Annotated in this window: 12 protein-coding genes; 4 read left to right on the top strand and 8 right to left on the bottom strand. The window is 61.2% G+C overall.

The genetic code is table 11. From position 1 onward, the window contains the following. Window positions 1-31 precede the first annotated feature (31 nt). The 7 genes from NKJ13_RS15470 to NKJ13_RS15440 all read right to left on the bottom strand — a co-directional run bounded on the left by NKJ13_RS15470 (window position 32) and on the right by NKJ13_RS15440 (window position 7,180). Window positions 32-952: an ABC transporter permease gene (locus NKJ13_RS15470; RefSeq protein ID WP_352508440.1), complete on the bottom strand. Its 921-nt coding sequence runs from the start codon at window positions 950-952 to the stop codon at window positions 32-34. Next, window positions 952-2,064: an ABC transporter permease gene (locus tag NKJ13_RS15465; protein WP_352478850.1), complete on the bottom strand. Its 1,113-nt coding sequence runs from the start codon at window positions 2,062-2,064 to the stop codon at window positions 952-954. The genes NKJ13_RS15470 and NKJ13_RS15465 overlap by 1 nt, the downstream gene beginning before the upstream one ends. Continuing rightward, the gene (locus tag NKJ13_RS15460) at window positions 2,061-3,653 is read right to left on the bottom strand and encodes an ABC transporter ATP-binding protein (RefSeq protein WP_502896087.1); all 1,593 of its coding nucleotides are present in this window, start codon (window positions 3,651-3,653) and stop codon (window positions 2,061-2,063) included. Before NKJ13_RS15460 ends, NKJ13_RS15465 begins: the two co-directional genes overlap by 4 nt. Before the next feature lie 152 nt (window positions 3,654-3,805). Further along, window positions 3,806-4,783 (bottom strand): quinone oxidoreductase family protein, encoded by a 978-nt coding sequence (locus NKJ13_RS15455; RefSeq protein ID WP_352736467.1) that lies wholly within the window; start codon window positions 4,781-4,783, stop codon window positions 3,806-3,808. 18 nt (window positions 4,784-4,801) lie between these two features. Beyond that, window positions 4,802-5,578: a phosphatidylcholine synthase gene (gene pcsA, locus NKJ13_RS15450; protein WP_502893794.1), complete on the bottom strand. Its 777-nt coding sequence runs from the start codon at window positions 5,576-5,578 to the stop codon at window positions 4,802-4,804. A 35-nt stretch (window positions 5,579-5,613) separates the two neighbouring features. Next, on the bottom strand, window positions 5,614-6,228 hold the full coding sequence (locus tag NKJ13_RS15445) for a DUF1326 domain-containing protein (protein WP_352736469.1): 615 nt from the start codon (window positions 6,226-6,228) through the stop codon (window positions 5,614-5,616). Window positions 6,229-6,241: 13 nt separating this feature from the next. Continuing rightward, complete coding sequence (locus NKJ13_RS15440; protein ID WP_352777877.1) at window positions 6,242-7,180, bottom strand: DUF2182 domain-containing protein; 939 nt, start codon at window positions 7,178-7,180, stop codon at window positions 6,242-6,244. A gap of 61 nt (window positions 7,181-7,241) precedes the next feature. On the opposite strand from NKJ13_RS15440, the gene NKJ13_RS15435 reads away from it, so the two are divergent. Further along, window positions 7,242-8,450 carry a UbiH/UbiF family hydroxylase gene (locus tag NKJ13_RS15435; RefSeq protein WP_352508435.1) on the top strand — a complete coding sequence of 403 codons (1,209 nt, stop codon included), beginning with the start codon at window positions 7,242-7,244 and terminating at the stop codon, window positions 8,448-8,450. Between the two features lie 221 nt (window positions 8,451-8,671). Next, window positions 8,672-8,995, top strand: coding sequence for a heat shock protein HspQ (gene hspQ, locus NKJ13_RS15430; RefSeq protein ID WP_023675043.1), 324 nt, complete (start codon window positions 8,672-8,674; stop codon window positions 8,993-8,995). 121 nt (window positions 8,996-9,116) lie between these two features. Here hspQ and NKJ13_RS15425 read toward each other — a convergent pair whose 3' ends face one another. Then, entirely contained in the window at window positions 9,117-9,746 is a 630-nt protein-coding gene (locus tag NKJ13_RS15425; protein WP_352478856.1) for an invasion associated locus B family protein, read from the bottom strand. Window positions 9,747-9,977: 231 nt separating this feature from the next. Between NKJ13_RS15425 and NKJ13_RS15420 the strand changes: the two genes are divergently transcribed. Both NKJ13_RS15420 and NKJ13_RS15415 read left to right on the top strand, forming a co-directional pair. After that, entirely contained in the window at window positions 9,978-11,798 is a 1,821-nt protein-coding gene (locus NKJ13_RS15420) for an extracellular solute-binding protein (protein ID WP_352777875.1), read from the top strand. A 23-nt stretch (window positions 11,799-11,821) separates the two neighbouring features. Further along, entirely contained in the window at window positions 11,822-12,499 is a 678-nt protein-coding gene (locus NKJ13_RS15415) for a DsbA family oxidoreductase (RefSeq protein WP_254817233.1), read from the top strand. Window positions 12,500-12,942: the final 443 nt, after the last annotated feature.

The following is a 12,942-nucleotide window of genomic DNA, read 5'->3' as shown; positions in this document are numbered from 1 at the left end:
GTTAAGCCTTGGAGCTTCCGTCTTTTTGTTGTCAACGATCCGGAACGAATGGCTGGCCCAAGGAGGCCGGCGTGTTCATCATCGTCAAACGCTTGTTGCGTGAGATTAGAACGAGAACCACGACGGTTGCCAGATAGGGCAGCGAAGAAAGCAGTTGCGAGGGGACCGGAATGCCGAATGCCTGTGCATGAAGCTGGCCGATCCAGACCGCGCCGAAAATATAGGCGCCAGCCAGCACCCGCCACGGCCGCCAGGAAGCGAAGACGACCAGAGCCAGCGCGATCCAGCCGCGGCCGGCGGTCATGTTCTCCACCCATTGCGGCGTGTAGACCAGCGATAGGTGGCCGCCGGCTAGGCCGGCACAAGCGCCGCCGAAAATCACTGAGAGATAACGATAGCGGATGACATGGATACCAAGCGCATGGGCCGATGCGTGGCTGTCGCCGATCGAGCGCAGCGTGAGCCCGGTGCGGGTTCTGAACAGGAACCACATCACGGCAGCGGTCAGCGCGATCGAGATGTAGAAGATTGGATCCTGGCCGAACAGCAGCCTGCCGACGACCGGGATTGCGGTCAGGCCGGGAATGTCGAGGTTTGGCAGCCTCTCGCCAGGCTGGCCGACAAAATTCGTCCCCATCATGCCGGAAAGCCCGAGGCCGAGCAGTGTCAGCGACAGGCCGGTTGCCACCTGGTTGGTGGCCAGCGACAGCGTCATGACGGCGAACAGAAGCGAGAACACTGCCCCCATGGTGATTGCCGCCAACAGCCCTATCCAAGGCGAGCCGGTGAGATAGCCGGCGCCGAAACCGCCGACGGCACCCATGATCATCATTCCTTCGACGCCGAGATTGAGCACACCCGAACGTTCGACCACCAGTTCGCCGATCGCCGCGATCAGCAGCGGCGTCGCCGCCGTCGCGATCGTCAAGAGGATGTTGACGGTGACGTCCATCAGCGGGCTCCCTCCAGCTTCGGCGCTGCCTCGAGCTTCGGCGCGGAAAAGCCGATCAGGCGAATGCGGTAATGGATGAGCGTGTCGCAGCCGAGCACGAAGAACAAAAGCATGCCCTGGAACACGCGCGCCACCTTGTCGGAGATGCCGAGCGCGCTTTGCACTGCCTCGCCGCCCAGATAAGTCAGCGCCAGCACAAGGCCTGCGGCGACGATGCCGAGCGGATTGAGCCGGCCGAGGAATGCCACGATGATAGCGGTAAATCCGTAGCCGGGCGAAATCACCGGCTGCAATTGTCCGATGGCTCCCGAGACCTCCGAAATCCCGGCAAGTCCGGCCAGTGCGCCCGACAGCAGGAAGGCAAAGAAGACCATACGGTTAAGGCCAAACCCGGCGAAGCGCCCTGCCCTCGGGCTTGAGCCGAGCACGCGGACCTCGAAGCCTTTCAGCATACGGCTCATCAGGATCCAGATCAGTATCGCCGCGACCAACGCGAAGACAAATCCCCAGTTTGCCCGGCCGGATTCCGGGAGGAGTTCCGGCAGTATGGCCGAGTCGTTGAACTGGATGGTTTGCGGGAAACCGTGGCCCTGCGGATCGCGCCACGGCCCGCGTACGAGCCAATCCAGGAAGAGCTGGGCGACATAGACCAGCATCAGGCTGGTCAGGATCTCGTTGGTGTTGAAGCGCGTCTTCAGCAGTGCCGGGATTGCAGCATAGGCAGCCCCACCGACCATGCCGAAAAGAAGCATCAGCGGCAGCACCAATGGGCCTTCGAACTGCGGAAACAGCACAGGGAAGATCGAGCCGACAATGCCGCCCAGGATGAACTGACCTTCGGCGCCGATGTTCCAGATGTTGGCCTTGTAGCAGACCGACAGTCCGACCGCGATCAGGATCAGGGGGGCGGCCTTGATCGCCAGCTCATGCAACTGCCAGACCTGGCTGATCGGTTCGATGAAGTAGATGCGGAACGCAGTCAACGGGTTGACGCCGAGCAGCGCGAACATGATGGCACCGGCTATGATCGTCAAAACGAAAGCGATGAAAGGCGAGAGTGCCGAAAACAGCATCGAGCGCTGCGGGCGTTTTACAAGTTCGAGGCGCATCAAGCCGTCTCCAGCGTATGTTCGGCATGACCGGGTTCGGCGCCGCCCATCAGCAGCCCGATTTTCTCGAATGTCGCTTCAGCTATCGGCAGCGGCTTCGACAGTTCGCCATTGTGCATGACCGTGATCGCATCGGAAATCTCGAACAGCTCGTCGAGGTCCTGGCTGATCACCAGCACCGCCGAGCCGCTGCGCGCCAGTTCGATCAGCGCCTGGCGGATGTGGGCCGCCGCACCCGCATCGACCCCCCAGGTCGGCTGATTGACCACCAAGACGCTTGGCCGGCGGTCGAGTTCGCGGCCGACGATGAATTTCTGCAGATTGCCGCCCGAAAGGGCCGCAGCCTCTGGGTCCGGCGCGCTCTTGCGCACGTCCATTGCCTTTATGATGCGTTGAGCAGCGGTATAGATCGCATCGCTCTTGACCATTCCACCGGCGCCGACAAACATCTTGCCGTCGGTGGCGTGGCGCGACAGAAGCAGGTTTTCCGAAAGCTTCATGCGCGGTGCTGCGCCGTGGCCGAGCCGCTCTTCCGGAACGAAGGCAGCGCCCATCAGGCGCCTGCCGGTGATGGCGAGGCCGCCGGCATCCTTGCCGCGGATGCGGACCGAGCCGGTATCCTCCTGCAGCACCTCGCCGGAAACGGATTCGAAGAATTCACCCTGGCCGTTGCCGGCCACACCGGCAATGCCGATCACCTCGCCGGCCCGGACTTCAAGATTGATGTTCCTGAGCGGGATCGAGAACGGGGTCGCCGGCTTGCGGGTGAGTTCGCGGATTTGAAGCAGCACCGGCGCGGTCTCGATACCTTCGGCCGGTGCCCGCACCACGGCCTGCACCTCGTTGCCGACCATCATCCGCGCCAACGAAGACGCGGTTTCCTGGCGCGGATTGCAATGGCCGACCACCTTGCCATGACGCAGCACGGTGGCGCGGTCGCAGATGCGTTTGACTTCTTCCAGCCGGTGCGAAATGTAGAGGATGGACTTTCCTTCCGAACGCAGCCGTTCGAGCGTCTCGAACAACTTATCGGCCTCCTGCGGCGTCAGCACCGAAGTCGGCTCGTCGAGGATGATGAGTTGCGGCGTCTGGAGAAGGCAGCGGATGATTTCGATACGCTGGCGCTCGCCGACCGACAGATCACCGACCAGCGATAGCGGATCGAGAGGCAGGCCGTAACTGTAGGAGAGCGCCCTCGCCTTGGCCGCGATCGTGCTGATCGGCGAGCCGTCATCCAGCGACAGCGCGATGTTCTCCGCCGCCGTCAGCGCTTCGAACAGGGAAAAATGCTGGAAAACCATGCCGATGCCGAGCTTTTTTGCGGTGCCGGGGCTGGTGATCCTGACCGCCTGGCCATTCCAGAAAATCTCGCCGGAATTCGGTTCCAGCGATCCAAACAGCATTTTCACCAAGGTCGACTTGCCGGCGCCGTTCTCGCCAAGCAACGCATGGATCTCGCCCTTGGCGATGTTGAGATCGACATGGTCGCACGCCGTCAACGTGCCGAATATCTTTGTGAGGCCGCGAACCTCAAGCAGGTTTGCGCCGTCCTGATCTGCACTCACGGTGCCTCCATCTGGTTTGCCAGACATGTTCTGTGTTCCCGCAAGCATCGTATGCGCGGGCTGCTCTCTACGGTAAGCGCCTCACGACTTGAAAGAGCTTCAAGAATTTCAGCGGAAACTCAAGCGGTAAAAAGCAGTTCGCAAGAACGGCGGCGTCGGCGGCCCGAAACGGCGGGCACCTAAGGGATAAGTATTGTTGTCCCGGTGGTCCGGCGCCCTTCGAGATCGGAATGCGCTTTGCCGGCCTCGCTGAGCGCGTAACGCTGGTTTATCTTGATCTTGACGGCGCCGCTGAGCACCACGTCGAACAAGGCAGCGGCGGAAACCTCGAGGTCTTCGCGCCTGGCATTATAGACGAACAGTGTCGGCCGCGTTGCGAACAGCGAGCCCTTCTGCGCCAGCAACGAGATGCTGAAGGGCGGGATCGGCCCAGACGATTGACCGAAGCTGACGAAAGTGCCGAGCGGCCGCAGGCAATCGAGCGAGGCTGGAAATGTGTCGTTGCCGACTGAATCGTAGACAACGTCGCATTTCTCGCCACCGGTGATAGCGGCAACGCCGGCCACGAAATCCTGTTCGCGATAGTTGATCACGTGGTCGAAGCCATGCGCCTTGGCGAGCTCGATCTTGTCGGTGGAACTCGCCGTGCCGATCACTGTCGCGCCAAGATGCTTGGCCCATTGGCCGAGGATCAGCCCGACACCGCCGGCCGCCGCATGAAACAGGATCGTGTCGCCGGCTTTCACCTTGAATGTACGGCGCAACAGATATTCGGCGGTCATGCCCTTTAGCATCATGGCTGCGGCCTGTTCGTCACTGATGCCGTCCGGCACCTTCACCACGCGGTCGGCGGCGATCACGCGCTGCCCGGCATAGGCGCCGGTCGTCACGGCGTAGGCGATGCGATCGCCGGGTTTGAGCCAGTCGACATCCGAGCCGACATCCAAGACCACGCCGGCCGCCTCGCCGCCGGGGATCAGCGGAAATCCGCCCTGCGGCGGATAAAGGCCAGAGCGATAATACACGTCGATGAAATTGAGACCGATCGCGGTATGCTTGACCAGGATCTGTCCCGAGCCCGGCTGCCCGGGATCGGCATCCTCATAGGTCAGGACCTCCGGGCCGCCATGGGCATGGATGCGGATCGCTTTGGACATTTTCTGGCTCTCTTGGGATCAGGCTTTCTTATCGGGCTTGGCGCCGAGATTTGGGAAGAACTGCATGATAGCGCCGATGCAAGCGAGGTAAAGCCCGGTGACCGTAATCCCGATCTTGATGAAATCGCTGACCTGCTCGCCCAGCACGCCGATCTGGTCGTAGAAGGAGGCAAGTGCGGCCTGCGCCAGCGCCAGCGCGCCGAAAGCGCACCAAAGCAGCGTCATGCCGAGATTGATTGGCCGCAACCGCTTCACCCGCACCGGATGGATGAAATTGATCGGCACGAAGGTGAGAATGCCGGCCACCACGACCACGGCGAAAGAAACCCATTGTCCGGGCTCGATGACGAACAGCGTGAACACCACCATGTTCCAGACGACCGGAAAGCCTTTGAAGAAATTTTCCTTCGTCTTCATGCCGGTATCGGCATAGTAGATTGCGCTCGACACCACGATGATCGCCGCCGACAGGAACGACAGGCGCTCGCCCATGAAGCCGCGCTGATAGAGCGCGAAGGCCGGAATCAACACGTAGGTCACGTAGTCGATGATGTTGTCGAGCAGTTCGCCCGACCAAGTCGGCAGGATTTCCTTGACATCGAGCTTCCTGGCGATCGGCCCGTCGATGCCGTCGACGAAAAGCGCCAGCCCCAGCCACCAGAACATCGCCGTCCAGCGCTGCTCGCTTGCTGCCACTAGCGACAGAAACGCCAGGAATGAGCCCGACGCGGTCAAGAGATGGACCGAGAACGCCCGCGCCTGCGGCCAGGTGACTTTCTTCTTCGGCCGCGGAATCCGGTCGGCGATTTTCCTGGCCGTCGTCTTCTTGCTCACGGGCCCCGCCAGTCCAGCTTGCAGATTTCGGCCGAACGGCCGGCAAAGTTCCAGTTGCGGCCAAAGGCCCGCATTTTGCTCTTGTCGGATTTGGCGACGATGATTTCCGGCGCAATCCAGTATTCCGAATTGCTGATGACCGTATCCTTGTCGCGATCCTTGCCGGTGATCGGCGTCACCGCACCATCGATGAGCTTCGGTATCTGGAAGATGCGTGTTTTCTCACGCGTCTCATAGGTGATCGGCACCTGCTCGACGCCGAGGACCTGTCCGACCAGGATGGAAAGCAGCGATGTGGTTCCACCGGCCCTGCCGGTGACTATCTTCGTCAGTCCCTTCACAGCGTAAACGGAGGCGCGCTTGTCGATGAAAAGGCCGGCCGTCCAATTGCCGCGGCTCATATAGCCGGGGATTTCCATGATCAGCCCAAGATTGAGACCGGACAGGTCGACCTCGCCGAAATGGCCGGCATCGATACGGAACCCCGCCCAGGTTTGGCAATAGCCTTCCGTAGGCGAATGGTTGCCGAGCGACAGAACGCAAGGGCAAAAAACCGTGCAATTGCAGGAGAGGACGAGTTCTCCCTTCATTGCCCAGCTTTGGTCTGTCATCGAATTGTCCCCCTCATGTCGAGACTACTAGTAGCGCTGCTGCCCAGACAAGCAGTATCGCACCGGCCAGCCGCGGCGGCAGATTGCCTGCCGTCTGTTTTTCGACCAGGCTGAACAAGCCGATCAGCGCCATCCAGAACACGTTCATCACACCGACGGCAAACATTACCAGCATCAGCGCCCAGCAGCATCCAAGGCACCACAGGCCCTGCTTCATGCCTAGCCGCAAAATACGAATGGGCCTGGCGCTCCAGTTGGCGAACAGGACCGAGAACGGATTTCTGCACTTGTCCAGACAGACTTCCTTCAGCGAGCTGAACTGATAGAGACCAGCGATCGACAGCGCGGCTGCCCCGGCAATTCCAACCAGTGGATCGAGCATCTGCCCGGATGAGGCGAATGCATGGATTGCGAGCGTCAGGGCAGCGAACATTGCCGAGGCGACAAGCCAGACGCTCAAATATCCAGCGACCAGGATCAGCGGATGGACGGCCGGCTCCCTCTTGATCCGGGCGGTATCCGCGATCTCGCAATAGGTGCGGATCATCGGCGCCGCGGAGGGCAGCATGGTCGCGATGGCCATCAACAGCCACATCGCGGTGAGTGCCCCGCCTTGCGCGCCTAGGCTTGCGCGAAGCGGCGCCGGCGCAAGGCAGAGGGCGAAGAAACGCGCAAGGAAATCCGGCAACGGCAGTAGCGGCAGGTATTCCAGCACGGCGTCGCCCGGTACATCAGCGCCCGGGAGCCGGCTTGCCGCCCCCCGAACTGCCATTACGCCGAGAAGGAGCCAGGCAAGGGCGATGCCCATGCCGGCAACAACGCTCACGGTCAGTCGAGGGCTGCGCGCAACGCTCGCCATCGCGCGGCCGGTACCGTCGAGGTGGCTGAAATCGTCTTGTTGGCCGGTCATGGCAACCGAATGGGCCGAATCGCCGCGTTGATCAAGCCGCATCACCTGACCTATATGGACCAGCAGGTCGGACAGGCCTCACCTCGCAATCCGGAAGCCGAATTTGAACCATCGGGAAACAGCACGGATACTGGTCGCCGGCAGCGGCCCTGCGGGGCTGATCGCGGCGCTTGGCTTTGCCGAGGCGGGCTTTCCCGTGACGCTCGTCGGACCCGACGCTGCCGGCCCCGACGGCCGGACGACAGCCTTGATGAACCCTGCCCTAAAGATGTTCGAACGGCTAGGGATCTTCGACGGAATCAGGCCGCACGCAGCGCCGCTCAAGGTGATGCGTATCGTTGACGCAACCAACCGGCTGATCCGCAGCCCGACAGTGACCTTTCGCGCCAGCGAGATCAACGAAGAGCAATTCGGGCTGAACTTGCCCAACAGCGTTCTCAACCGCACGCTAGCCGAGGCTGTCGCGCATTCGGGCATCGAATGGCGAAAGTCGATGGTGGAGGCATGGCGCCTCGATGCCGACCATGCACATGCCGTTCTCGCCGACGGTAGCGAGATCGAGGCATCGTTGGCAGTTGCCGCCGATGGCCGTCAATCGCCGGCCCGCGAGGCAGCCGGCATCCGGACCTCGGTCCGATCCTTTCCGCAGGCGGCGCTGGTGCTCAATTTCGGTCACCGCAGCGACCATGCATTCACCTCGACCGAATTCCACACCGAGACCGGTCCGTTCACACAGGTTCCCCTGCCCGGCAACCGGTCCAGCCTTGTCTGGGTGCTCGAACCCGAAATCGCCAAGGATCTTGCAGCACTCGACGAGGCCGAGCTTTCGACGCGGGTCGAACAGCGGATGCAATCGATGCTGGGCCGCGTGTCGGTTGAGCCCGGCCGGCAGGTCTACCCACTTTCAGCGGTGAGCCCGTGGCGGTTTGCGCATCGCCGCGTGGCACTTGTCGGTGAAGCCGCCCACGTGTTTCCCCCAATCGGCGCGCAAGGGCTTAATCTCGGCATCCGGGACATTGACGACCTGATTGGTACCGCAAGCAGAAACCGCTCGGACCCGGGCGCCGCCCAGGCGCTTGCAGCCTATGATTTCAAGCGGCGGCCGGACATTCTGGCGCGCAGCAGCGCGGTCAACCTGCTGAACATGTCGTTGCTTTCCGACATGCTGCCGGCCCAGCTGATGCGCAGTGCTGGTCTTGGCGCGCTTGAGGGGTTTGCGCCGTTGCGGGCGTTTTTCATGCGCGAGGGTCTTCGACCCGGCAGCGGTTTTGCGGCGTTTTTTGGCGGATTGCGAAAAGCGGCCGCGCGATAGCGATCGTGGCGCCGCCCTTGATCCGCATCTTGTGATGCTCAACCCGGCATCAAGTTGATCGGGATTGAATTGACGCGGCGTCTGCGCCAAATAATGACGATATCGACCGTAAGGCCTGGGCCGATCTTTGCCTGACCGGTGTGTAAGAATCTAAAGTCCTGGAGCGTTTCGTTGCGTGTTCCAGGATGCGTGGCGTTCAAGAAGTTCAAGTGGTGAGTGCGATGAAGACAGCCAAATTCTCGATCGGACAGGTGGTTCGCCACCGGCTGTTTCCGTTCCGCGGCGTCATTTTCGACGTCGATCCGCAATTCGCCAATACCGACGAATGGTACGAGGCGATCCCCGCTGACGTGCGGCCGCGCAAGGACCAGCCCTTCTATCATCTGCTCGCCGAGAATTCGGAGACGGAATACATCGCCTATGTGTCCGAGCAGAATTTACTCGAGGACCGGTCGGGCGAACCGGTTCGGCATCCGCAGATTGGTGAAATGTTCGACAAGAAGCCGGACGGGCGCTACGAGCCGAAGCACCAATTGAGACATTGACTTAGTCGGGATCTGGCTGGGCTCGGACAGGCTTGAGACAAGTCTTGACCCGATAATCAGCCGATTCAATAAAAAAGCGGGGCATGAACCCCGCTTTTTGTTTTGTTCGAAAACCCGTCGATCAGTTGGCGGCCTTCGCCTTTTCCTGCTCTTCCTTGAGCTTCTTGGCAAAATCCTGATTGTTCTTGGCGACGAACTCCTGGAGCTTCTTCTGTCGGTCCTCGATGTCCGACTGTTGCAGCGGCGGGCCGTCGAAGGCGCCGCTGAAGCCGGTCAGCGCGATCTTGATCGGGTTCGGCTGGTTCTGGAAATTGACCGAGGTCAGCGTCAGGTTCGAACCTTTCTTGAAGGACGCGACGAGCTGATCGGTCAGCGGCACTTCCGCCACGCAGCGATCCGGGAAACAGATCACGTACTCGAGCTTCTGCGCCTTGCCGGCGTCGATCTGGAGGCCGATGCCGGGAGGAACCAGACGGCCAGTCGGAACCGTCACCTGGAACACCTTGCGGTTCACCTTGCCCTTCAATTCGATCAGGCTGACGCCGGTGATGAGCTGACCATTGCCGGCGGTGGTGATGTTCTGGACGTTGCAAATGTCGACATCTTCCTGCTTGGTGCAGGCCTTGAACCAGCCTTGCGGAATCTGCTGTTGCTGCTGCGCGACAGCAGCGGGAATGCCGGCGCCCAGAATGCCGACCACGCCAGCGGCCATGACCGACAGGCGGTACGCGTTGCTGTTCAGGCTCGTCATGTCGTGCATTCCTCTCAAATGATCCCGGGACCGGCTTTTTTCATGCCGTGTGGTCCAGCTACCTGTTGCCGAAATGAGGCAACAGAATGACTTCGGACGGCGTGTTACACTGCAAGCGACGCCGAATCCAGCCCGGGCCGCGCGAATCTTGGCCGAGGGACTGGGTCGAGGGATTGGCCGGTGCACGACCGGCTCATGTATGCTGCGCATCGAATCGGGAAGGAGACGGTCATGGGCCGCGTTGTCGTTTGGCTGATCGCCACAATCTTGTTTGTCGGCCTTTCCCTGCAGCCGGCCCTGTCGGAACCGAAGCACGCGCTTGCCATGCAGGGCGAGCCGGCGCTGCCGGCCGACTATGATCATTTCAACTACGTCAATCCCGACGCGCCGAAAGGCGGCAGCATTACCTATTGTGTCGTCGGCAGCTTCGACAATCTCAATCCGTTCATCCTGAGAAGTCTGCGCACCACCGCGCGCGGCATGATGGATCAAGCTTTTGGCAATCTTGTCTTCGAGCCGTTGATGCAGCGCAACTACGACGAGGCCTTCAGTCTCTACGGCCTGCTCGCCGATACCGCCGACATGGATCCCGAGCGCAAGAGCATCGAATTCCACCTCGATCCCAGGGCCAAATGGTCGGACGGCGAGCCGGTGACGCCGGAAGACGTGTTGTTCACCTATGATGTCTTCACCGAGAAGGGTCGGCCACCTTACAGCCAGCGAATGAAAGCGATCGCCAAGCTCGAAAAGACCGGCGACCGCAGTGTGCGCTTCACCTTCAACGAAAAGGCGGACCGCGAATTTCCCCTAATCATTGCGCTGACGCCGATCATCCCGAAACACGCGTTCAACAAGGACACTTTCGACAGGACGACGCTGAAGCCGGTGATCGGCAGCGGGCCTTACATGGTGGCGCAAGTCGCGCCCGGCCAGCGCATCGTGTTCAAGCGCAATCCGCACTATTGGGGCAAGGACGTGCCGTCCAAGCGCGGCTTCGACAATTACGACCAGATCACCATCGAGTATTTCCTCAACGCCAACGCCAAGCAGGAAGCGTTCAAGAAAGGCATCTGCGCCATCGACGACGACAGCGACCCAGTCAAACGCGAGCGCGATCTCGACTTTCCGGCCTTCCACAGGGGCGAGGTCATCGCCGAAACTTTCGATACCGGCATTCCGCCGGTGGTCAACGGTTTCCTGTTCAACACGCGGCTGCCGAAATTTTCCAATCCGGTCGTGCGGCGCGCGCTCGGCATGCTCTACGATTTCGAATGGGCCAACAAGAATCTGTTCGGCGGCAAATACACGCGCACGATGAGCTTTTGGCAGAATTCCGAGCTGTCCGCGCTCGGCCACCCGGCCAGCGAAAAGGAAAAGGCCCTGCTGGCCCCCTACCCCGGCCGCGTGCCCGCAGATGTCATGGACGGCACCTACAGGCCGCCCGTTACCGATGGCTCCGGCCAGGACCGCAAGGTGCTGAAGGCGGCATTCGAGCTGCTGAAGAGCGCGGGCTATACGGTGCAGCACGGCGCGATGCTCGATCCCCAGCGAAAGCCGTTCGGTTTCGAGATCCTGACCGCCTCGCAGGACGAAGAGCGACTTGCCGCTATCTATCAGCGCACGCTTGAGAAGCTCGGCATCGATGTCGGCATCCGCAGCCTCGACGGCGATCAGATCCAGTCGCGCAAGCAGCGTTTCGATTTCGAGGTGCTGGTCGGCTCGACCGGTTTCAACAACTCACTGTCGCCCGGTATCGAGCAAGCCGGGCGCTGGGGATCCGCCGCCGCCAAGGCCGAAGGCTCGTTCAACCTAGCGGGTGTCGCCGACCCCGCAGTGGACGCGGCGATCGATGCGATGTTGAGAGCTCGCTCGAAGGGGGACTATGTCGCTGCTGTCCGGGTCCTCGACCGGCTGCTGATCTCAGGCAATTACATGGTGCCGACCCAGCACAACAACCGGCAATGGCTTGCTTATTGGAACTATCTGGAACATCCGCAAAAGACGCCCATATACGGTTATCAGTTGCCGACCTGGTGGCGCAAACCGAAGTGACCTCTTCAGAACAGGAGATCAAGATGAACGACGAGAACTCGATTACCGTCGATGTGGTCTCCGATGTCGTGTGCCCCTGGTGCTTTATCGGCCAGAAACGGCTCGACAAGGCGATTGCCGCAGTCGACATCGACGTTCACATACGTTGGCGGCCCTTCCAGCTCGACCCGACGATTCCGCCCGAAGGCAAGAACCGCCGCGACTACATGGTAGCGAAATTCGGCAGCGAGCAACGCATCCGCGAGATCCATGCCCGGATCGAGCCGTTGGGCGAGGCTGAGGGGATTTCCTTTGCCTTCGACGCCATCAAGGTCGCGCCCAATACGCTGGATGCGCACCGGCTCATTCGCTGGGCCGGGACGGCCGGCGAGGCCGTTCAGAACCGGCTGGTGCGCCGGCTGTTCCAGCTGAATTTCGAAGAAGGCGCCAATCTCGGCGATCATGCCGTGCTGATCGAAGCCGCCCGCGAGGCCGGCATGGATGCCTCCGTCGTCGAAACGCTTCTGTCGACGGACGCCGATGTAGAGGCGGTGCGCACCGAAATCGCCACTGCTTCGCGCATGGGCATATCGGGCGTGCCGTGCTTTCTGCTTGAAGGCAAATATGCGGTGATGGGCGCCCAGGACGCCGATACGCTTGCCGATGCGCTGCGCCAGGTGGCTGCGGCCAAGGCACGCGGCGAACTGGAGACGGCGAACTGAGCTGGGCTATTTTCGACTATTTCACCGTCACCTTCGCCTTGCTGACGAAAAAGCCATGGCCATGCTTGGCGGTGCAGGTCAATCCCTTGGTGGAGGACTGGCAGGAAAACAGCCCCTTGCTCCAGCTGTTGCCGTAGGCCTTGCTCGCCCGGGTTCGTGATCTGTGTCGGAATCCATGTCGGTCCGCATCCTGGACGTAGGGGCAACGTCGTTGCTTGGCTGATTACGGGCTCTCCCGACAAGGCGGCTTCACCCACGAATCATACAGGTCGCGTTCTGGCCGCCAACGAGGTCGGACCTGGCCGTAAGGGCGCGCTGAAGATCGGTTCAGGCTGTGAAGATCGACCGCTGGACGGCGCTTCTACGTTCACAAAGCTGTGTGAGGGCCTTCCCCAAGGGAAGGTCCCTACTTTCTCCGGTGCAGGCAAGTAACATATTGAAAT

This window comes from Mesorhizobium sp. M0174 (assembly GCF_040322275.1).
Taxonomy (GTDB): Bacteria; Pseudomonadota; Alphaproteobacteria; order Rhizobiales; family Rhizobiaceae; genus Mesorhizobium.
The sequence above is the reverse complement of the archived record's forward strand: the minus strand, read 5'-3'. Positions and strand labels throughout refer to the sequence as shown.

Excerpts from the sequence above, each read along its gene's own strand:
- NKJ13_RS15445 (WP_352736469.1), bottom strand. The coding sequence starts at position 6,228 with ATGACAGACCAAAGCTGGGCAATGAAGGGAGAACTCGTCCTCTCCTGC.
- NKJ13_RS15470 (WP_352508440.1), bottom strand. The coding sequence starts at position 952 with ATGGACGTCACCGTCAACATCCTCTTGACGATCGCGACGGCGGCGACG.
- NKJ13_RS15415 (WP_254817233.1), top strand. The coding sequence starts at position 11,822 with ATGAACGACGAGAACTCGATTACCGTCGATGTGGTCTCCGATGTCGTG.
- hspQ (WP_023675043.1), top strand. The coding sequence starts at position 8,672 with ATGAAGACAGCCAAATTCTCGATCGGACAGGTGGTTCGCCACCGGCTG.
- NKJ13_RS15460 (WP_502896087.1), bottom strand. The coding sequence starts at position 3,653 with ATGTCTGGCAAACCAGATGGAGGCACCGTGAGTGCAGATCAGGACGGC.
- NKJ13_RS15455 (WP_352736467.1), bottom strand. The coding sequence starts at position 4,783 with ATGTCCAAAGCGATCCGCATCCATGCCCATGGCGGCCCGGAGGTCCTG.
- NKJ13_RS15420 (WP_352777875.1), top strand. The coding sequence starts at position 9,978 with ATGGGCCGCGTTGTCGTTTGGCTGATCGCCACAATCTTGTTTGTCGGC.
- NKJ13_RS15440 (WP_352777877.1), bottom strand. The coding sequence starts at position 7,180 with ATGCGGCTTGATCAACGCGGCGATTCGGCCCATTCGGTTGCCATGACC.
- NKJ13_RS15425 (WP_352478856.1), bottom strand. The coding sequence starts at position 9,746 with ATGACGAGCCTGAACAGCAACGCGTACCGCCTGTCGGTCATGGCCGCT.